The following is a 20,211-nucleotide window of genomic DNA, read 5'->3' on the forward strand; positions in this document are numbered from 1 at the left end:
TGAACCTAGTTATATAGTCATATATAAAACTATATAACTATTTAAATAGTTGTTCTGTTCATGCGGGTTTCAGCGTCTTTGCTACTTAAATTAGCTCTTTATAAATGCCTCAATTACTGACTTAACTTCCTCTTTGTTTTCCATATATAACATGTGCTTTCCTGAAATAATTTTAATCTTCACGCTAGGAAATATAAAATTTTTATGATGATCTGGTCCTACAGCATAATCTTCATTGCCAGCTACTACAAGGACTGGAATGTTTATTTTTTTAGTAATATCAAAATAATTTTTTAAATAATCTTTATTGCTAAGTCCTTGATTTGCCATAGATGGATTAAAACTATCTATTGTATTACTTACTTCCCTTAATTTTAAAAAATTATCCTGTTCCTTATATTGAAGTTTATAAAAGATATCTTTTTCAATAAGTCTAGTAACTATCTGTTGCCATTTTTCCATATATGATTTAGCCCCTATGGACTTTAATTGATTTTCAGATAATAATTTTGATCCATGATATATTTGACTCTTAAAGGAATCTTCCATGCTAAGAGTAACATTTAATAAAATAAGCTTGTCTATAGCCTCTCCATACTTATGAGCATAGTTTGTTGCAATAATTCCTCCAAAGGAATGAGCCATGACTATCCACTTTGATATGCCTAATTTTTCTCTAATCTCCTCCATATCCTCTACAAGTCTATCAATAGAGTAATCAGTTTCCTCGTCTCCTTCTGATCTTGCACTTCCTCTTTGGTCAAAATATATCATATTCATAAAACCTTCTAATGCATTTCCACCTAATACTTCAAAATCAAGACTTCCTTCCCCTGGTCCACCATGGACAAATATACATGGAATACCTTGTCCTGATTGCTTTATATATAAATTAACCTTATCATTCATCTCTAGATACATTTCATATTCTCCCATTAATTATTTACCCTAAACTATATCTCAAAGGTATTTTCCACTACTCCAGGTAATATACTATAAATTGATTTTCCAATCTTATCTTCAAAATACTTTTGAATACCTAAGGTTGATTTCCACCTTGGTACTGAATATTCATTTACTCCACCCCTTAAAGCCATATCCACAATTCTTTTCTCCATTAAACAGAATCCACTTGGCAGGGATATATAATCACATAGTTTTATTAATTTATCATAATCTGTATCCTCTTCTTTTGATAAATATTCTATTACAAAGTCATGCTCTTCCTCAGTTCCACTCCAATTACCTACAGTTACTACCTGATTGTTGTATTTGAAAGCTGTATGACTTAAACAAATCCTTCCTACTGCTTCATATCCCTTACTAACTATATATTTATATCCATCTAGACCATGCCTCATTCCATACCTTCCTTCTCTTCTACCTATGTCATGTAATAGACCGAATACATATGCTAGTTCTGGATTTAAATTACAAGTTTCCTGTGCAATTAATCTTGCTCCTTCAGCTACATATCTTGAATGCTGTACCCACGGACCTGGATTAAGCATTTCTGCTTCCCTTAAAATCAATTCAGCCTCCTCTATAGTCGGTACTCCTACTTTATTATAGTTCTTCATATTACACCTCTCCTTTAGAATATCTTCCTGTTATTTCAATAGTGTTTCCATCTGGATCTTCTAGTATATCATCCACTTTTTAGTTCTAGGATTATAATCAAGGCATATTCCACATCCAGGTATATTTCTCTGTCTATCAAGACTTTTGTGTATATCATCAATATAACCATCTTTTTTAATGGGATATATGTTGACACCATTACTATAAGCATTCTCAAAATCAAATGCTGCCCCACCCTTAAACATATCATAAAGTTTATCTAATATCTCTGATGGTACTGGCTCAATACTTCTTTTTCTTCCCTTTAACTCACTAAGAATTTTGTGATGAATAACCTCTTTATAAACTTTTATATCATTCATATAGACCTTTACTATATAATCATCATCATGACAAAGATAGGCATATCTATTTTGTAAACTATCGAAAGTAAACTTCTTTAAAGGTTCAACTCGATGTGCTAAATACAATAACTCTGCCAGTTCCTCATTACTAACTTTCTCAAGGTCATCTTCACATTGAAAATCTACCCAGCAAAAATCTCCATAATTATATACATCTTCTTCTAGAAAACTTTCCATATTATCATGCAAAATATATTCAAAACCTAACTTATGACTCCAATTTCCCTCATCTGGAAATCCTTTTAAAACTAGAATGTTATTAGGTATTTCTTTAATTCCACTCATAAAGTCCTTAAAGGTCATTCCTGATGTAAACACAGAATTACTTTCTTCATCAATTTTTATATAACAAAACCATTTATTCTTCATTTTATTACGCCTAACCTCTCTAACATGTTTTCTCTATTCATCCATTGTATATTAAGATTTTATCTTTTTAAAAATATACGTAACAATAAAGCCCCTATCATCTTGACTTTCACTATATTTAATTAACTTAAATGACTTATTTAAATCTTCAAAATCATTTTGCTGAATTAAGTCATCTTTTCTAATTTTAGTATCTACTTTATGCTTCCATCCAAAACCACATACAAATAAAATGCCATCATCAGCTATACATTCTCCGACATATTCAAGCTGGTTCTCGCTTAATCTATAATGGTTAACTAGAACATTATCAAATGTTCCAATATTTTTTAAAGAATTTATTACACTTAAATCAATTTGCTTTGTATGAACCAAATAATTATTTATTTTTGCAAATCTATTCAACCTTTCAAGTGCTTTATTGCTGAAATCAATTCCTGTTACTTGAAATCCTTCCCCAAGAAAAAATAAAGTATTTCTACCATCTCCACATGCTATATCAAGAATAGATCCTTTTTTAAAGTATCCTATATTTTCAATTATTGATTTTTCAGCACTTAACGGCTTGTCACTTCTATTTTCAAACTTATCATCCCAATATTCCTTATTTCCCATGTACTCCATACTATGCCCCCTAATTTAACCAAGATATATTTATATCTCCTCTTATTAATCTTGAATCTACCTTATAAAAGTTTTAATAATATCTTTCTTTTTATATCAACTTATATTATGATATATATCTTCTGACATATAATCAGCAACTATAAAACCGTTATCGATATTTCATAGTTGTATTTCTTTCTAAAAGATATAGTAAATACTTTCTTATTCTAATATTGTAAAAAGGTTCATACTATTCANNAAAGCCCAATGTTTGTCTTATTTTTATTACTTTAATTGTATAAATATTATTTTTTTCTTTTTTTATAATCTTTTTAAGTATAATCCAAATGGAATCTCGTAGTAGGTTGGACTATTATTGTTATCAATATAATGATAATCATAGTTTTGAAACTTTACCAATTCAATAAATCCCCAAGATTTATATATGGCTGTTAATCTTTCTACATCATCATTATCAGCGGCAATTGTTACTTCTTTAAATCCTTTTTCTTCAACTCTTTGAAGAACCCTTTCCATGAGCTTCTTACCAAGTCCTAATCCCCTAAAGTCCTTTTCTACTCTGAAAGCACAAAGATAAGCTCTGTCTTTACCATTAGCTTCATCCTTATCTTCCGAATTCCAAAATATATAAAGCTCTCCTATTAACGAGCTATCTTTCTCATTTTCAATTGTCCAAAATTCTATATTGTTATTTTCAATTTCATTAATAAAATATGCTTTAGTAGAAGATTCATTTTTCCATAAACCCTTTAATTCATTCAAAGAACCTGTTCTAATTATCATGTAAATCTATACCTTTCATGCAACTATTAGTTAAATACATATTAAAAACCACATTCCTCATCTACTATAAATAATTTCATCCTATTTTTATCCGCTTGTCCTTCAACTATGGAAAGTACATTGCAAACCCTTTCCTTCGACGTACAATCTACACATCTATTTATTTCTACACAAGGTGGATTATAACCTGCTCTTTTTGCATTTAAAGGACATGCTATATTCTTAACTCTTTTTATTCCCTCTTCAACATTGTCTACAATTTTATTTTTACCTACAACTACAATTACTTTATCTGGTCCAAAAGTAATTGCTGCTACCCTATTTCCACTATGATCCACATTAATAATTCTTCCATCCATAGTCACAGCATTAGAACCAGTAATATACCAATCAGTTATAAGCGATTTCTTTTTCAGTAATTTTATTTCATCCTTAGTTTTTCCAAGTTCTTTATCATATACTACATTTCCTCTTTCTATTAATGAATCTGTAATATTCATTTTCTGAAGAGTAACTGAGTGTCCTATTCCCACAGTGCACTCTTTGTCTATGATATTTAATATATTTTTCTTAACTTCATTTAAAGTTTTAAAATATTCTACTTCTATATTTCTTATCTTAAAGCTTTCTTTTAACCTATTTATAGTATTCGTATCCATGGTTATCTCCTTAATCATAATAATTTCATATAGAAAATACCGTATATACATTAATGAATAGTACGGTATTCTATAGATAAACATTTTAATTTCTTATTAAATACTCCTATGTTATAAGCTTCTATTCTTCAACAAATCTCATTAACTCTTCATTAAATTTTTCTTTCTGATCGTAAAATACTCCATGACCACTATATTTAAATGGTATAAGTTTTGAATTTCTAATGTATTGATTTTGTATTTTAGCTAATTCAAATAATACAACTTTATCATGAATACCATGAAGAATTAATGTTGGAACTCTTATAGTCTCTAAATCAGAAAACAATTTTTCCTCACCTAGCCACGTGTTTGCAATAGATGCTGTGGCCCATCCAGCTGCCTGTAGTCCGAGATTAAAGAACCACTGAGAAAAAGGTTCAGATATATATTTAAAGAAAAATATATCTCCGAAATCTCTCAACATCTTAGGTCTATCATTATATGTTCCTTCAATTATTTTAACTACTTCTTCTCTATCCAATCCATAAGGAAAGTTTTTACGCTTAATAAGACTAGGTGCTGCTGCAGATATAAGAACTAGCTTAGATACTCCATACCCTTTATGACGAGCCATATATCTAATAGCTATAGCTCCTCCTGTTGAATGTCCTGCTAGAGTGAAATCTCTAAGTTCTAGGGTCTCTACTACACATCTAACATCATCAGATAAACGATCATAGTCATACCCCTCATAAGGTTTATCAGAATCTCCAAACCCCCTAGTATCTATTCCGATACATCTGTACCCATGTTTAGGAAGTTGATCAAACTGATATTCAAACAGATTATGGCTACCAGGCCAACCATGTAAAAATAGAATTGTTTTCTTTCCTTTTGGATTAAGATCCTCTACATAAATTTTCACATTCGGTTCAACTTTAATATAATATCCCACTTATTACCTCCATCAATGAAATAAGTATATTGACAGAGTATTCACCAGGCAATATTTTGTGAGTATTTTCATGATGATTGTCCAATATATTATCAACTTTTCAACAAATCATTATTATCCAATTTGAATTATATGTGATTATTTATTATTTCTCTTAATCTAGTAATTTGACTTACAATTCATAATATTAATTCTCCTTCTAATTAAGTAGTCACTGTATTATAGAATTCTTTTAAATCTTTTTTTACTTCATCTGAAAGAGAATGCCATCTGATTCCTTGTATTGCTCCCTCTAATGCACATAACCTATTAATACAAGCAGAAGTGTCTATGGCTTTAATATCTAACCATGCTTGTTTACTACCCATTTCTTTTAATTGTTCAACAGTTTTTATGCCGACTTCATTAAGTTGTTCTTCCAGTTTCTTACCTATATTAGGTAAATCAGATAATTTACTCATAGTTTCCCTCCTGTTTTAATGTAGTCAAATTATTTTTTTAATATAGGACACTGCTCATAAACATTCCTTATCATTTTAATCTCCCCCTTAAGCTAGTGCTTTTGCCTTAACTTTATCCCCAGCTATCTTGATTCTAACTCTCTGAAGATTATTTCATAGAATTTATCTTTACTATAAACTTCATTCCAAGGGTTATGTCCACATTTCTTTAATAATATGAATTTAAAATCCTTTATGGTTCTTGTCAGTGGCTTTTCAACACCTTCAAAAGAATGAGAATCATATTCACCATGTATAGCAATTACAGGACATTTTATATTCTTTCCAAAATCCAAAAGTTCTCCACTGCTTCTTAATTTATTTATTTCTTCCATACAACTTTGAAAAACTTCTGGCTGGAAATCTAGAGATTCATTTTCAATAGAAATTGGACTAAAGGAATCTGCCTTTGCCATTAATTCTCCAAACTCACGCAATACTTCTTTTTTGTTTGGATTATTATGTTCATTTAATAATTGAAATAATGTTCCAACTCTTAAGTTTTCTTCTTCTGTAAGTCTGTTAGCTCTTTTGCTATGCATTGATGAAAGATAAATATCTTCATAGGATCCACTTCCTATAAGTATAACCTTGCTGACTAACTCAGGGTATTTCCATGCAAAAATATAACTTAACCATGCTCCCCATGAATGACCAATTAGTGTTACTGGAAATTGTCCATTATTTTCAAGTAATTCTTTAAGTTCAGAAACTTGTCCATCAATAGAATTTGCTGATTGCATAGGTTCCAAAACTCCATACTTTTTTGATATTTCTTTTGCTACTTGTGCCATTCCCCCTGGAGCACCAGGTCCTCCATGAATAACTGCTATATCACATGGTTCTCTTCCATACCTTCGTATCTTAATCATATAATTACTCCCTTTTATAAACATACTAGATAATTTTTATATTACCCATAATATTTTTTGAACTTTAACCTTCATTGTTGTTAATCTTTACAATTATTTGTTTTCTTTATTATACAAAATCTTTAAATATATTTCAATTTTCTCTATTTATGTATTTTCATAATAATTATCTATTTTTATCATAAATATATTTCTTAATGTAATTCATTAGATATAACAAAAGATACTTTGAATCAATATATATTCTAATATAGTAAATACCAGTATAATAGACTTGAGTCTTATTAAACTTTATGAAGAATAAACGTGCCATTAAATGTTATGAAGAATGTGGATTCAAGGCTATCAAAATTCTTGAAAAAAAGAGCTTCATGAAGGTCAGTATAGAGATAATTTTGTAATATCTCTAGTTATAATTTAGTAAAATTTTTAACAAATGCTAATTTATAATTACTCTAAGAATTAATTAATCTTTTAGTAAAAGAAATAAAGGGAAGTCACAAAAGACTTCCCTTTAAGAAAGTATACCTAACTGTCTTTTAAAAATTTAGCTAGTAACAATGTATTTTTATATTCACCTTTGATTTTTATGTTTTTATTTTTTCTTCCCTCTTCAATAAATCCAAATTTCTTATAAAGTTCTATAGCAGGTGTATTTTCTTCAAAAACCTCTAATTCAATTTTCTCAACTTGATTTTCTTTGCACCACTTTATAACCTCTTCCATTAACAAAGTTCCTATTTTTAACCCACTGTATTCCCTTAAAATTGTTATACCAAAATCTACAACATGACTTGTCCTTTTAGTGCTACCCCTTTGTAATGTAGTAGAGCCTACTATTTTCTCATTTATCTCCGATACTAAAAATAAAGATGTATTTTTAATATATTCCGCCTCGTCTTCAGCTGTTAAGTCAAATTCGTCTGGCTCTTTAGGAAAGAAACTTACCTCGCCCATTACTTGTTTCACCAACATTACAATTTCATTAGAATCTTCAACTGTTGCTTTTCTAATTATAAGTTCATTGTCAATTTTTTTCTTCATCATAATTATAATACCTTTCTGCATTTTAAATATTTTCTAATCTACCATTTGTATTACATTTGCTAATTTCAATCAAAAATTGATAATTGAGTATGGCATCCTTGATTTAACTTTTCTTTCATTGGTTTGGAATAACTACTTGATAAACCATATTTTTCTCTCAAAGCATTTACTGTTTTATATAAATTATTTTTATATTCCTTATTTGCTCCACCAATTTTATATAATAATAGTAGGTCATCATATATCTTTGGAAATTCTTTCTTTATGAAATCTAAAAATACTTTTCTTGTACTACTTCTTAAATAAAGAGTTCCTGGTAGAACGTAATCCACATCACATTCTTTAGCATGAAAATATAGAGAATTTATATTTTCAAAAGTATCTGTTATATATGGAATAATAGGCATAAAATGAAGTCCAGTAGATGCATTGGTTTTACTAAATTCCTTTAACATTGCAAATCGTTTTAAAGATTCTACTCCATTTGGTTCAATTAATCTTCGTATATTTTCATCCATAGATGTAACTGTAGCTGCTATATTTACATAGGTAACCCTAGAAAGCTCCTCTATTAAATCATAATCTCTTAAAATTAAATCTGATTTAGTTGAAATAATGCATGGTGTTTTATACTTTATCATAAGTCTTAATATATCCGGCATTAGTTTATACTGTTCTTCTACTGGTTGATAGCTATCTGTTACACCTCCAATATTCACAACTTCCCTTTTCCAAGAAGGACTACTCAGTTGTTTTTCTAATTGTTCAACCACATTAGTTTTTACATATATGTCTTCAAAATATTTATCTGAATCTAAATATTGATGTGAATACATAGCATAACAATATTTGCAACCATGTTCACAACCTCTATATATGTTTAAATCCCAGGCAAAAGGTATTTTTCTTTTTAATTTATTACACGCTACATCACAAGTAATTTCTCTAATCTTTGCCATTTATTCACCTCCAATATAACAATTATAAGGAATATAAAAACTGATTATTTTATTTCTTACTTATAGGTAATATTTTACCATACATATATATTGAAACTATCTTTAAGAAAAAAATTATTTTTATCCATGAATAAATTTTTATATTTCCACTTGTGTAATCATTTACTATAAGCGAAAATTAGGTTACTATTATTATATAAATATATCTTTTATAAAAAATTTTATATCACTTCACCTTATCTAATTATCTATTACTTAATGAAAGGGTTGTTGGAAATGAATAAATGCTTTTTCAAGAAAAATAGGCTTAAGTTATCGATGGAGTTAGCCAATGGTTCTATATTAATAATGTTTGCAGGAAGAGCACCTAAAAAATCAAATGACTATAATTATAAGTTCACACCAAACAGAAATTTTTATTATTTATGTGGAATTGATGAGGAGTATATAAACCTTGTAGTTATTAAAGACAAAAATGGAAATATGGATGAACGCTTATATATTAGGCAGTGCGATGAAAAAAGAGCTAAATGGGTAGGTAAGAGTATTGATGTTGACATAGCTAAAGAAGTATCTGGAATAGATGATGTAAGATTTATAGATGACTTTAAAACAGATTTAAATAGTCTAATATCAACTAAAAATTTAGTCCATATATACTTAGATTTAGAAAAAGATGCCTATGAAGATAATTTAACCCCTAATGGTTGCTTTGCAACAGATTTAAAAGAAAGATATTCTCAAGTTTTTATACATAATGTATATCCTAAATTATCCATTCTAAGAATGTGCAAAGAAAAAGAAGAAATAGCAGAAATAAAGGTTGCCATAGAAAAAACTAAATTAGGAATAGAGGCTATGATGAAAAATGCTAAACCTAATATTATGGAATATCAATTAGAATCCTATTTTGATTTTGAATTAAAAAACAATGGTGTTAAGGATTTTTCATTTCCAAGCATAATTGCCAGTGGGCAAAATGGTACTATACTTCACTATGAACAGAATAATTGTGAAATTGATGATAACTCTTTGGTTTTATGTGATGTAGGTGCTGCATGGAATTATTATCATGGAGATATAACTAGAACTTTCCCTGTTAACGGTAAGTTTACTGAAAGACAAAAACAAATATATAATATAGTATTAAATGCTGAACTTGAAACTATAAAAGCTCTTAAACCAGGTCATACTTTTCAGACAATAAATGAGGTTACAAAAAAAGCCTTAACAGAAGGATTAATTGACCTTGGTATAATAAAGGATGAAAGTGAATTGTCTAATTATTACTATCATCAAGTAAGTCATCATTTAGGACTAGATACCCATGATGTAGAAGATTATGATGCTCCTTTTGAAGAAGGCATGGTAATTACGGTAGAACCTGGCCTATATTTATCCCAAGAAGGCATAGGAATAAGAATTGAGGATGATGTAGTTATAACTAAAAATGGATGTAAAGTCTTGTCTGATGAGATTATAAAAACTGTTGAAGAAATTGAAGAATTTATGAAGAAATGTTAAAAACAAAACAAAAACAAAAAATTTATTAATCATTTAAAATATAAAGGAGAGTAAGTAAGTTTGTGTAAACACAAATTTATTTCTCTCCTTTTTTAATATATAAACTTTTATTTAATAAGTGCATCTCCAAAGAGAGAATTGAAGGTCTCATTTGCTATTTTTGTAAAGTTTTCAGGTGTAGAATATTTATTTTCTAGATTAAGATTTTCCCATGTAGCAGTCCAGATTAGATATTTATCTAGGGGTAACATGCCCTTTACCTTTACATGACAACCATCACGAACTAATAATCCATCTTTAGCTATTTTTTCAATATCAAAATATAACCTTGCACCTGTTTTATATTTCATTTTCTCATCCATAATAATTTTATTATTTTCCTTGGATAATACAACGACTTCACTTGAAACATTCCCATTAGAAAACATAATATAATCACTATAGTCCTTTGGATCACCAAGAAGCTCACCTATAGGCTTGTCCTTGTAGTTACTGCCTTCTTTTTTTAGTATATTCCACGACTTTAAACATCCATCGATTTTAATTTTTTCCCAATTTTCCATTGTGGTACTATGAATAAGAACCCTAGGTTCATTTCCCCTTAAAAAAGCTTCATTATAATGATGATTCTCATATGCTTCCTTTGCTTTAATTAAGTCTTCCTCATTTACCGACAAAATCATATTTTTACTATAGCTATTTTCATATTCTATAAAATCCATAAGATTAAATTCCCATTGCTTACACTTTTTACTTACCTTTAAAGTATATACAGATGAATTTCCTCTTCCATTGGTTATTTCATAATTCTTAGAATTAGTTAAGCAAAATACAATCCAATCATCAGTATATCTTTCATCTGTAAATGGATTTATATATTTCGGTTCAAATCCAGGTTCTGTAATGTATATCAAAAGCCTTCCTCCGTTCTTTAGATAATTGTTACCACTATTGAAACTAAATTATAATTATTCTGTTTTTAATATTTCTATTATAGCATATTTTCTAAATATTCATTATTATTTTTTATTTAATTTAATTATTAATATCTATGGCTTTAATATACTTAACATTATTCCTTTATTAAATTATATTCTCAACTTCAATAAATCCAAATTTTCTATATAGATCATAGTCTATATCAATGCACTTCTAAGCATATTCTTCTATATATTTCTTTAAAGATTGATCCATTCTACTTTTCATTGATAATATGTCTGTTAAGAATACATCCACCAAAAGTTTACCCTCCATCTGATATTCTTGTTTAGCAACTTGTCCACAAAATTTACGATAAAACTGATTTGATGCTGCATAATTATGGTTATAGACAACAATCTTTTCCATACCCATAGCCATGTAGAAATTCAATGTATAAATAATCATCATGAGAGAAATCCCCCTATTTCGCTGGTCAGGATATACCCAGAGACCATTTAACTCTATACCCTTTTCAGGTATATCAAAGGTTTCTGCAAAACTGCTAAAGGCTATTCCAAGCATCTTGTCATTTTCAAATCCTCCAATTAACAAGCGAATATCACTATTTTCTTCCCCAGTATGCATCCACTCTATCCAAAAGTCTAATTCTTGAGAAACTGAAAGGTTATTTTCAGCCTTACCTGCCAACTCTTCCGTCCAGCACAAAATCTTTAATTCTAAGGCTTGCTGCATGTCAGATTCCTTTAATTGTCTAATTTCAATCATTGATTCATCCTCCAGTTACAAAATTATTTTTTAGGAAAAATAATCTATTTTATTGCTCATGCTACTTATAATAAATATACTTTTTAAAAAATATATCAAAGTATCATACTTCCTATTAATAAGTTAGCTTATTTATTCTATTTTCATCTCAAATAATGCAAATGCTCCACCATTATCTAATAAGAATTTATCAACTATCTCAAATCCTAGACTCTTATAAAGATTACATAATTTCTTATTATTCCATCCTGTATCTAATCTTAAATATTTAATATTTCTTTTTTTACATTCTTCTATTGCATATTTAACCATTTTGCCTGGTAGATCCAGCCCTGCATACTCTCTTCTCACGCACAATTTATGTATATATCCAGCTTCATTTTCCTTTGAATTTGGCCAAAAAAAAGTATCACTCCATTGCAATATCATACAACATGCATTAGCTCCTGAAACTTTTCCCACACAAAAATCTTCTTCCATAACATTTACCATTAATTTTTCTTTTGTAAGATGTTCATCCTTCCATACATTTAATCCAACAGAGCGTCCCCAAGAAGCAACTTCTTTCATAATATTAATTACATTATCAAATTCTCCAGTAGATACGATAAAATTCATGTTTTCCCCCTCAAATTTGTAAATTAATTCTGCCTTTACAATGTTAATCATATTCATATTTACCCCTAACTACCTACTTTAATTCATGTTATACTCTATAACTATCTCATAAATAATATTGATGTCTTAATACCATATTCTGAGAATCCACATTTTTTATACATATCCTTTGCTGTATCGAAATTGTCTGTTATTAAGTATGCTATATCAGCTCCAGCAGTAAGAGATTCTTTTAGTAATTTATGCAACATAGAAGTACCATATCCTTGTTTTTGATATTCCTCGATAATATCAAAATCCTCAATCTTTGCAATGCCATCTTTTATGAAAAGCTCACATTTACCTATAGGTTCCTTTCCCTTGTAGCATACATAAAGGTTCAAATGAGGATTTTCCTTATATACTTTCATCTTTCTTTTGCTTCTTTTTAAAGCAAATTCTTCTCCCATAACTACCTTATTTGCTTGTACATCTGCTTTGTATCCATCATAAAGTATTTCAAGAGTATCTGCTTTTAAAACTATGCAGTCATCTTTTACTTTTAATTTCTTAAAATCTTTTGGCTCTATAGCCATAAAACAGTATTCTGTAATTTCAGGCTCTTGAATCAAGTTTTTTAACGCATCCCATTTCATGCCATAATCCATCATGATATGTAAATGTTCATTACTTGACTTTTGCATTTCACTAAGCTTATTTTCAATAAAGTTTCTTAGTTCCTCCATCTCCATTGACTCTTTGAGAAAAATGAAATTATGCATGTACATATCAAGTAGTTTTTTGTCTGCGAAAATGATATATTTCTGCTGTTCAGCATAATCTGAAAAACATTTTATATATTTAAATTCAGTTTCCAACATTTTTTCATATAATTCTGCCTTCATAATATAAATCTCCCTAATGCATCTATTTTTGAACATTTACTATATATTTAAATTAATTACAAATAATTCTTTTAAAAAATTATAACATATAACTTTAATGAAAAGAGTAAAATATATCACATTATTCTGACAATACCCTCTTCAGTTTTAAACATTTATTATCCAAGTTTTAATACTTAAATAGTAATATAATTTAATTATTGAAAAATAAAAATACCGTAAAATTCATCACTAAATTTCACAGTATTTTAGAAAACCATTTATTCTTATATCAGCCTTATCTATATGAAGAATATGTTTTTGTTTTATAGTTATTTAGCAATCTTAGATAATGATTTGCTTCTCTTAGAACATGATCTCCTAAGAGTGGTAAAATTATTGACTTAATCTTACAATTTAATAATCCTTCTGTACCTTTCATCTTAAAATCTCTAATATCTTTAGTGGCCTCTCTACTCTCCCCAGTCACAGTTGATATATGCGATAATGAAATTGCATTGTCATGCATAGTAAGAGCTTCTTCTGTCAATCTATCAAATTGCTTACCAAACATGTTAGCAACATTAAATAACTCCTCTTCTGTTGGATCTAAAAGGCCTCTAATAAATTTAGAGTGTTCAGCCATAATTCTGTTCCAGAAAGCTTCCTGATCAACCATTTCCTTATTAATATCCATCTCGACTCTTTCTTGTAACCTTCCTAACATTCTAAGATAGAACATTGCCTCTCTTAAAATATGATCCACTAAAAGGGGATAAGAACCTGTAAACATCTTGCACTTTAATACGTTCATTTTTATTTTATTTTTTAACTTTGCAGTTTCATTTACTACAGGAATAATCTTCTCATTTAGATAAAATACTTCTTCTGATAAATTATCTATATTTTTACCATTTTGATAATCTCCTAAAGATAATTCCATTTCAGTTGTATTTGTATTGATATTAATTCCAGTGTAAAATTCTGTAGCTCTTTCTGCTTCTAGTGTATAGTTTGTAATTATTTCTCCTGTATTACCAATGTTGGTATCGATAATTCCACTAGATAATTTTATGGTTTTTCTAAGCAATCCATCTAGTTGTTCCTTTAACATATCAGCATAATGAAGGTAATTTTGAGATCTAGGCATTAATGATGCACCAACAAAAACTAGATGTTCCTTCATTATTCTTAAAAAGAATAGATTTAATTCTAGCGATTGTTTAATAAACTTCTCCTTAGATAACATATTTTCTCCCTTTAAATAATACTTCATTAATAATATATGCTTATACTTATATACTAACAACATAATTTAATTAATTTTCATTACAAATATTTCCAAAACACCCTAGGTAATTTTAAAACTACCACAAATTTTGTGTATTTTACTTGTTTTTCTTTTTTGCCATTTTATACTTTTGGTAAAGAATATCTTTTAAAACTAAAACAGTATCTACGTCGTCAAACCCAAACTCATCTTTAAAAGTATCGTACAACTCAGATACTTTCTCACTATAAGTATTTATTCCTTTCACACTTTGATATGAAGCCAAAATTGGATACTTTTTACTCCATGCACTTGTCCAGTCCATTTCATCAACTATCATTTCAATACTAGTAACATCACCACTAATATGGCTTCCACTAATAAGATAATCATAACTTACATTATAAAGTTGACCTAATAATTTTGCTTTAATAAGTTCAGGAACCGTTTGGTCAGTCTCCCATTTACTTACCGTTTGTCGAGATACACTTAATTTCTCTGCAACATCCTCCTGAGATAAACCTTCCTTTTTACGTAAATATAATAATTTTTCGCCTAATGACATAATTATCACCAGCCTTTCTTAAAATCCAAATTAACTTGTAGCTATAGTATACTAAATACTAAACACCTTTTCTATCAAGTAAAAATGAAAATTTGTCAACTAAACTTAACATTATAACTCTCTCATATTTCCTTTAAATATTACCCCTATATCTTTATACTAACTTGCAAGTCAAATTCTTACTTTATAACATATGCTAAATATTCAACATTCTTATCATTTTCAACGACTCCTGCTCCTGTAACAATATGTGTTGCATAATCATATATATCACTCCTAATCAATTACTAATCATTATTTTTCATAGTAAAAATAAATTACATGGAAATATTGAGCTTATGAGGTTTTATTTCTTTCACAGGCATTACAACATTCTCTTCCCACAGAATAACTCTTTCTAAATCCCATGTTCATTCTAAAACTATTTCTTTGATAAAAGTCGTCAGCTCCATCCGTTGAAAGTAAATCTAATCTTGTATTTGGATATAAATTATGACATATATCAATTAAAGCTTTTCCTATGCCCATTCCTCTATAATTAGTATCAACTATAATTTCAGCTATATAAGTAGTGATTTCTCCGTCTGTTAATGCACGAATTAACCCAGCTATTATATCTCCATCTAATGCAACAAGTGTAATATTAGAATTTTCCCATGCCTTTAATGCATCTTCTGATCTTTTTAAGAATGTCATCCATCCTTCTTTCTCGTATAATACTTTAATAGAAGAAAAATCTATTTCATTAAATTGTCTAATATAAATTCCTTTTGGCAATTTCACTTTTTCAATTAACTCCTCTGTTAAAATAAGTTTATTCATAAAACCCCTTCTTTCATAGATAGAATTAAAATCATCCTTTATAACTTATTTTTTTGTATAAATCTTCTGCTAGTCCATCTGCCTTCAAATACTTACAAAACCTCTCAAAACATTCTACCATTGCTTCTATATCATTCTCTGTTACCTGATAGTTCTCTTCCCACCACCAATTTTTTATTATTAATGGTTCATTTCCTCGATGCATTTCAGGTTCAAATCTTGCTACAAGCTTATCTCCATATAAAACTGGTAATACATAATATCCATACTGCCTCTTTGAAATAGGTTTATATACTTCCCAACTATATTCAAAATCAAAAATATCTTTAACTAACTTTCTATCCCAAAGAAGATTATCAAGTGGAGCCAGGAAACTTGCCTCTTTATCAATATTAATTTTAATATTTTCTAGCATTGGAATATCTTCAGATCTGATATAGAAAGTTTCATTTAATCCATCTACTTTTACAAGTATAAGCTCACCATCTTCTAGTAGCTCCTTTAATATTTTCTTTCTAAGATTTTTATCAGATACAAAATGACCAAGCCATCCTCCACCATTTCTATCCCAGTAGATTCCTATGCTTCCTATTCTTCTTTTAAAATACCACTTATAAAAATCGTTATCATTATTAAAAGGTTCCTTCATTTCTATTATCTCTTTAGGCAATAAATTTTCTATCAAGTCATAAACCTTTTGTGTGTTCTTCTTTTCTTTAATGCCCAAAATTCCGCTGTTCCACATATAGTCCATGGTAGCGCTGGAAAGTTTCCCATGACCCCAAACTCTACTTTTCACCCGTCCAATATCCAGCTTTGAAGGCAAAGTAGCACCATTTTTCTCTATGTATTCTTTTGCTACATCCACATGATTAATTGCTTCAATTGAACTTCTATGATGCAATACTCTCTCAATCTCTCCTTTTCTTCTTAATCTCACTTTTTCAAAATAAGGCCAGTCATTGACAGAATAGATAGCCATCATTTTATCCCAACCATCTATGAGCTCTCTTTTATCATAAAGAAGATTTTCTAGCATCATAGGGTCATAGTTTTCAACTCTGGACTGAAGCACCAAATCAGCATTTCTCCCTACCATATTTAAAGGATCATATTGTATGCACCCTACTCTATTTATAAAATTCTTAATACCATCTTCACCCTTAAAAGATTTTGGTGAAGATAGTCCCTGATACATCACCAGGAATTTTCTCAATTCGCCCTTTGACATAGAAATTTTTTTCATATTACTTCCTCACTAAAATTTTTATTTATTACATTTTCAATTTTAAGACTAGATTTTAAAATAAATTATTCTGATAAAACTTCTTATAATAATTATAATTACATGAAAATATTGAGCTTATGAGGTTTTATTTCTTTTACAGGCATTATAACTTCAACAAAACCAATTTCTTCATATCTACTGTTTGGAAAAACCTCATAGTTTTCGATTACGTATTTTGTAGCCTCCACTAATGCATATTCTTTATCTTCACTACCCAGCATAACGGCACAATGTGGCACCCATTGTCCAGTTGTGTAGTATTCCCAACCACTATGATCACAAAATGTAAAGGTTTCGTGTATATTTTTGTGTAAATCAATTAACTCATCACATACAACTGGTGCAAGATATACTGTTCGAGTATTATTAAACACCCCAATACTAGAAAGCAAAGCGGGAAATGATTTTGTATCCTTAGCTATTTCTTTTAGTAGCTTGTCACATTTCTCAATATCAATATCATTAAATATAGCTATGGTAATATGAGGACGAGTCTTCCATTCTAAATATTTTTTACTAATTCCCTCTCTTGCAATTCCTTTAGCTAATTTTATAATTTTTTCCTCTGTTTCCTTATCAAAGTATAATTCTATTGCATATTTCATACTAATTCTCCTTACATATGTAAATATATTTTATTATAAATCTGCTTATAAATTTCATGTTGTTCAAATATAAAAATGGCTGAAACCCTTGGTATGACAAGAACTATATAAATATTTCCATATGCAAATAGTTATATATTTATATAATTCTACTTAAAATTTAAAATAATTTCATTAACATAGTCATTCATAACTGTTCTATATTCTTCAGGTCTGTAGTCCATGGATTTTATCAAATTAATCATCTCTTGGGCTGAAATATATTTAACATCGTCTAACTCTGACTTTTGTAAGGTTAAATCTGAAGTATCAATATCTTTACATAATACAAAAATATCAATGAAATGATTGTGTTTTTCCCATAAAACTCTTTTAACAAAATTTATATCATCTATTATTATACCTAACTCTTCATGTATCTCTCTAATAATAGCCTCTTTACTTGTTTCTCCAGCTATAACGTGTCCCATGTGAATATCCCATCCACCAGGTAAGAATTCTTTTGTTTTTGCTCTTCGTTGAATTAAAAACTCACCCTTTGAGTTATGTATATATGCATGTGCTCCTAAATCATATTGTCCTTCTAAAAGCTCTTCATCTTTTGGTGCTATTTTACCACTTCTACTACCATATCTATTTAAAATATCAAAATACTCCATGCGTTTTCCTCCTATAAAATTATCAGTACTTTATCACCTACATAACCACTGCTTAAGCATGTTTTTATTGTAACATTTATTTTAATGCTATGTATATATTTTATATATAAGTTAATTTATTCTACAAAAAAGCAAAGTGGTTACTTCAAAATAGAAGTAGCCACTTTTATAATTTTTAGAATAAATATCAGACATACCTATATTAATAAATCTCCAAGAATGATGTTATCTTTCTATGTCATAAAATTTGCATTTTTATTCAAAACTAGAGATTAATTTTTCAGGATTTATTATTTTTCCCTTATATTTTTCTGTTCCCTTTTCGATTTGTCTGCTATCTCCTGTTGCAAGAGCTTGTTTCCAAAATTCTTCTGGCGTAATATTGGGTTTTACTTGACAAGCTAAAGCATAAAGTCCAGCAAGATAAGGCATACACCAGCTCCATCCACCTTCTCTATAAAATACATAATCCTTCTCTCCTGTAGGGCTAGCTACTGTTTTAGAATCAATAGGAATTAGTAGTAATTCTCCTGGTTTGTCCATATTAAATTTCTCTTCATAATACTTATTAAGTTCATCAATATGCTCTATTTTCGATACCCACTTATTCCATTGTGTAACTTTATAATTAGAAATATCATCTTTATCTGCAAGAGAATCTATATCTAATCCATGGAAATAAAACTTATCCTCATATGTATCAAACATATTTACTGTTATAACAAATATATTTTCTTCAATTGCTTTTTTTATTGCTTCTATAAATTCCTTATACCCCTTACTTTCAGGCTTGCATCCTGCTGATATAGATAAAACTCGTATCTTATCATCCTTTAGCAAAGATTTATTTACTTCAATAATTCTTTCAATTGCTTTTGCTGTCCAAGAAAAATCTATTTCCATTTCACTATTAACAAAGTTATAGTTTTCGCATGCTATAAAATACAAATCTGCTTCTGATGCAACTCCAGTATTCTTACCTGCTGCAATTGATGCCACTGCTGGAGCATGCATCTGTGCTTCTTCTGGTTCATAATGAATTTCTTCATACATCTTTACTCTATCATGATATTCCTCATGATTTACTAAAAGAGAATAATCGATAAATGCTATGTTTATCCCCTTACCAGTTATTCCTCTTTCATGAAGTTTTTTTATTTCAAGACCTGGATTTTTATGAAACTCTAAAAAACTTTCAGGGTTAAACTCCTCTGGAAGTTTCCCTGGCCATTTTGTTTTACTATCAAACACTGAATTTAAAAGCTTATCTTTCTCCCCAGATAAATCAAGTTTCTCAAGGTCATATCCTCTTAAATCATTACTATTTTTTCCCCACTGATCTTTGAGTTCTTCAATGTTATTTATACTCCCTCTTCCAAAATCAGCCATGTACGGAAATCTTTCAATTTTTACCTCTTCTTTAACATTATCATTAGTAGAAATTTTTTCTTTGCTGTTAACTTTATTATTGCAGGCAGTGATATTTATTACAAATACTGCTACCAACAACACTATTGTTAACTTTCTTTTCATTTAATATCCACCCTTTCAT

The 20,211-nt window shown here is 28.9% G+C and carries 23 protein-coding genes; 1 reads left to right on the top strand and 22 read right to left on the bottom strand.

All coding sequences use genetic code 11. The annotated features are described in order from the left end of the window. Positions 1 to 90: 90 nt before the first annotated feature. The 11 genes from B3630_RS10340 to B3630_RS10390 form a co-directional block, all read right to left on the bottom strand. Positions 91 to 921: an alpha/beta hydrolase gene (locus tag B3630_RS10340; RefSeq protein ID WP_346897873.1), complete on the bottom strand. Its 831-nt coding sequence runs from the start codon at positions 919 to 921 to the stop codon at positions 91 to 93. Between the two features lie 32 nt (positions 922 to 953). After that, the gene (locus B3630_RS10345; protein ID WP_346897875.1) at positions 954 to 1,580 is read right to left on the bottom strand and encodes an HD domain-containing protein; all 627 of its coding nucleotides are present in this window, start codon (positions 1,578 to 1,580) and stop codon (positions 954 to 956) included. A 60-nt stretch (positions 1,581 to 1,640) separates the two neighbouring features. Then, positions 1,641 to 2,354, bottom strand: coding sequence for a hypothetical protein (locus tag B3630_RS10350; protein ID WP_346897877.1), 714 nt, complete (start codon positions 2,352 to 2,354; stop codon positions 1,641 to 1,643). Between the two features lie 51 nt (positions 2,355 to 2,405). After that, positions 2,406 to 2,978 carry a class I SAM-dependent methyltransferase gene (locus B3630_RS10355; protein ID WP_346897879.1) on the bottom strand — a complete coding sequence of 191 codons (573 nt, stop codon included), beginning with the start codon at positions 2,976 to 2,978 and terminating at the stop codon, positions 2,406 to 2,408. A 303-nt stretch (positions 2,979 to 3,281) separates the two neighbouring features. Further along, positions 3,282 to 3,764 (bottom strand): GNAT family N-acetyltransferase, encoded by a 483-nt coding sequence (locus tag B3630_RS10360; protein ID WP_346897881.1) that lies wholly within the window; start codon positions 3,762 to 3,764, stop codon positions 3,282 to 3,284. 41 nt (positions 3,765 to 3,805) lie between these two features. Further along, complete coding sequence (locus tag B3630_RS10365) at positions 3,806 to 4,423, bottom strand: lactate utilization protein (RefSeq protein ID WP_346897883.1); 618 nt, start codon at positions 4,421 to 4,423, stop codon at positions 3,806 to 3,808. A gap of 121 nt (positions 4,424 to 4,544) precedes the next feature. Continuing rightward, positions 4,545 to 5,360: an alpha/beta hydrolase gene (locus B3630_RS10370; protein WP_346897885.1), complete on the bottom strand. Its 816-nt coding sequence runs from the start codon at positions 5,358 to 5,360 to the stop codon at positions 4,545 to 4,547. 203 nt (positions 5,361 to 5,563) lie between these two features. After that, complete coding sequence (locus tag B3630_RS10375) at positions 5,564 to 5,821, bottom strand: TfoX/Sxy family protein (RefSeq protein ID WP_346897887.1); 258 nt, start codon at positions 5,819 to 5,821, stop codon at positions 5,564 to 5,566. Between the two features lie 122 nt (positions 5,822 to 5,943). Further along, entirely contained in the window at positions 5,944 to 6,732 is a 789-nt protein-coding gene (locus B3630_RS10380) for an alpha/beta hydrolase (RefSeq protein ID WP_346897889.1), read from the bottom strand. A 528-nt stretch (positions 6,733 to 7,260) separates the two neighbouring features. After that, the gene (locus B3630_RS10385; RefSeq protein ID WP_346897891.1) at positions 7,261 to 7,779 is read right to left on the bottom strand and encodes a GNAT family N-acetyltransferase; all 519 of its coding nucleotides are present in this window, start codon (positions 7,777 to 7,779) and stop codon (positions 7,261 to 7,263) included. A gap of 65 nt (positions 7,780 to 7,844) precedes the next feature. Beyond that, positions 7,845 to 8,738, bottom strand: coding sequence for an SPL family radical SAM protein (locus B3630_RS10390; protein WP_346897893.1), 894 nt, complete (start codon positions 8,736 to 8,738; stop codon positions 7,845 to 7,847). Positions 8,739 to 9,014: 276 nt separating this feature from the next. Between B3630_RS10390 and B3630_RS10395 the strand changes: the two genes are divergently transcribed. Next, a complete protein-coding gene (locus B3630_RS10395) occupies positions 9,015 to 10,262 on the top strand; it encodes an aminopeptidase P family protein (RefSeq protein WP_346897895.1) in 1,248 nt (415 codons plus the stop codon). 107 nt (positions 10,263 to 10,369) lie between these two features. Here B3630_RS10395 and B3630_RS10400 read toward each other — a convergent pair whose 3' ends face one another. The 11 genes from B3630_RS10400 to B3630_RS10450 form a co-directional block, all read right to left on the bottom strand. Continuing rightward, a complete protein-coding gene (locus tag B3630_RS10400) occupies positions 10,370 to 11,176 on the bottom strand; it encodes a hypothetical protein (RefSeq protein ID WP_346897897.1) in 807 nt (268 codons plus the stop codon). Positions 11,177 to 11,414: 238 nt separating this feature from the next. After that, positions 11,415 to 11,969: a GNAT family N-acetyltransferase gene (locus tag B3630_RS10405; protein WP_346897899.1), complete on the bottom strand. Its 555-nt coding sequence runs from the start codon at positions 11,967 to 11,969 to the stop codon at positions 11,415 to 11,417. A 132-nt stretch (positions 11,970 to 12,101) separates the two neighbouring features. Further along, positions 12,102 to 12,587: a GNAT family N-acetyltransferase gene (locus tag B3630_RS10410; protein ID WP_346897901.1), complete on the bottom strand. Its 486-nt coding sequence runs from the start codon at positions 12,585 to 12,587 to the stop codon at positions 12,102 to 12,104. A 101-nt stretch (positions 12,588 to 12,688) separates the two neighbouring features. After that, positions 12,689 to 13,471, bottom strand: coding sequence for a GNAT family N-acetyltransferase (locus tag B3630_RS10415; RefSeq protein WP_346897903.1), 783 nt, complete (start codon positions 13,469 to 13,471; stop codon positions 12,689 to 12,691). Positions 13,472 to 13,748: 277 nt separating this feature from the next. Beyond that, on the bottom strand, positions 13,749 to 14,699 hold the full coding sequence (locus tag B3630_RS10420) for a DUF2935 domain-containing protein (protein WP_346897905.1): 951 nt from the start codon (positions 14,697 to 14,699) through the stop codon (positions 13,749 to 13,751). A gap of 139 nt (positions 14,700 to 14,838) precedes the next feature. Continuing rightward, on the bottom strand, positions 14,839 to 15,285 hold the full coding sequence (locus tag B3630_RS10425) for a helix-turn-helix transcriptional regulator (RefSeq protein ID WP_346897907.1): 447 nt from the start codon (positions 15,283 to 15,285) through the stop codon (positions 14,839 to 14,841). Positions 15,286 to 15,621: 336 nt separating this feature from the next. Then, positions 15,622 to 16,107 (bottom strand): GNAT family N-acetyltransferase, encoded by a 486-nt coding sequence (locus B3630_RS10430; RefSeq protein WP_346897909.1) that lies wholly within the window; start codon positions 16,105 to 16,107, stop codon positions 15,622 to 15,624. A 31-nt stretch (positions 16,108 to 16,138) separates the two neighbouring features. Further along, positions 16,139 to 17,353, bottom strand: a complete 1,215-nt coding sequence (locus B3630_RS10435) for a DNA glycosylase AlkZ-like family protein (protein ID WP_346897911.1) — start codon at positions 17,351 to 17,353, stop codon at positions 16,139 to 16,141. Between the two features lie 98 nt (positions 17,354 to 17,451). Then, on the bottom strand, positions 17,452 to 18,000 hold the full coding sequence (locus B3630_RS10440) for a 2'-5' RNA ligase family protein (protein WP_346897913.1): 549 nt from the start codon (positions 17,998 to 18,000) through the stop codon (positions 17,452 to 17,454). A 149-nt stretch (positions 18,001 to 18,149) separates the two neighbouring features. After that, entirely contained in the window at positions 18,150 to 18,659 is a 510-nt protein-coding gene (locus B3630_RS10445) for an NUDIX domain-containing protein (protein ID WP_346897915.1), read from the bottom strand. 255 nt (positions 18,660 to 18,914) lie between these two features. Continuing rightward, a complete protein-coding gene (locus B3630_RS10450) occupies positions 18,915 to 20,192 on the bottom strand; it encodes a S8 family serine peptidase (RefSeq protein WP_346897917.1) in 1,278 nt (425 codons plus the stop codon). Between the last annotated feature and the right edge of the window lie 19 nt (positions 20,193 to 20,211).

Origin of the sequence: Clostridium sp. UBA7503 (assembly GCF_002477055.1) — a bacterium.
GTDB classification, from domain to species: Bacteria; Bacillota; Clostridia; order Clostridiales; family Clostridiaceae; genus Clostridium_J; species Clostridium_J sulfidigenes.

Excerpts from the sequence above, each read along its gene's own strand:
- B3630_RS10410 (WP_346897901.1), bottom strand. The coding sequence starts at position 12,587 with ATGAATTTTATCGTATCTACTGGAGAATTTGATAATGTAATTAATATT.
- B3630_RS10415 (WP_346897903.1), bottom strand. The coding sequence starts at position 13,471 with ATGAAGGCAGAATTATATGAAAAAATGTTGGAAACTGAATTTAAATAT.
- B3630_RS10355 (WP_346897879.1), bottom strand. The coding sequence starts at position 2,978 with ATGGAGTACATGGGAAATAAGGAATATTGGGATGATAAGTTTGAAAAT.
- B3630_RS10345 (WP_346897875.1), bottom strand. The coding sequence starts at position 1,580 with ATGAAGAACTATAATAAAGTAGGAGTACCGACTATAGAGGAGGCTGAA.
- B3630_RS10375 (WP_346897887.1), bottom strand. The coding sequence starts at position 5,821 with ATGAGTAAATTATCTGATTTACCTAATATAGGTAAGAAACTGGAAGAA.
- B3630_RS10435 (WP_346897911.1), bottom strand. The coding sequence starts at position 17,353 with ATGAAAAAAATTTCTATGTCAAAGGGCGAATTGAGAAAATTCCTGGTG.
- B3630_RS10430 (WP_346897909.1), bottom strand. The coding sequence starts at position 16,107 with ATGAATAAACTTATTTTAACAGAGGAGTTAATTGAAAAAGTGAAATTG.
- B3630_RS10350 (WP_346897877.1), bottom strand. The coding sequence starts at position 2,354 with ATGAAGAATAAATGGTTTTGTTATATAAAAATTGATGAAGAAAGTAAT.
- B3630_RS10425 (WP_346897907.1), bottom strand. The coding sequence starts at position 15,285 with ATGTCATTAGGCGAAAAATTATTATATTTACGTAAAAAGGAAGGTTTA.
- B3630_RS10385 (WP_346897891.1), bottom strand. The coding sequence starts at position 7,779 with ATGATGAAGAAAAAAATTGACAATGAACTTATAATTAGAAAAGCAACA.
- B3630_RS10360 (WP_346897881.1), bottom strand. The coding sequence starts at position 3,764 with ATGATAATTAGAACAGGTTCTTTGAATGAATTAAAGGGTTTATGGAAA.
- B3630_RS10380 (WP_346897889.1), bottom strand. The coding sequence starts at position 6,732 with ATGATTAAGATACGAAGGTATGGAAGAGAACCATGTGATATAGCAGTT.
- B3630_RS10390 (WP_346897893.1), bottom strand. The coding sequence starts at position 8,738 with ATGGCAAAGATTAGAGAAATTACTTGTGATGTAGCGTGTAATAAATTA.
- B3630_RS10445 (WP_346897915.1), bottom strand. The coding sequence starts at position 18,659 with ATGGAGTATTTTGATATTTTAAATAGATATGGTAGTAGAAGTGGTAAA.
- B3630_RS10440 (WP_346897913.1), bottom strand. The coding sequence starts at position 18,000 with ATGAAATATGCAATAGAATTATACTTTGATAAGGAAACAGAGGAAAAA.
- B3630_RS10450 (WP_346897917.1), bottom strand. The coding sequence starts at position 20,192 with ATGAAAAGAAAGTTAACAATAGTGTTGTTGGTAGCAGTATTTGTAATA.
- B3630_RS10395 (WP_346897895.1), top strand. The coding sequence starts at position 9,015 with ATGAATAAATGCTTTTTCAAGAAAAATAGGCTTAAGTTATCGATGGAG.
- B3630_RS10420 (WP_346897905.1), bottom strand. The coding sequence starts at position 14,699 with ATGTTATCTAAGGAGAAGTTTATTAAACAATCGCTAGAATTAAATCTA.
- B3630_RS10405 (WP_346897899.1), bottom strand. The coding sequence starts at position 11,969 with ATGATTGAAATTAGACAATTAAAGGAATCTGACATGCAGCAAGCCTTA.
- B3630_RS10340 (WP_346897873.1), bottom strand. The coding sequence starts at position 921 with ATGTATCTAGAGATGAATGATAAGGTTAATTTATATATAAAGCAATCA.
- B3630_RS10365 (WP_346897883.1), bottom strand. The coding sequence starts at position 4,423 with ATGGATACGAATACTATAAATAGGTTAAAAGAAAGCTTTAAGATAAGA.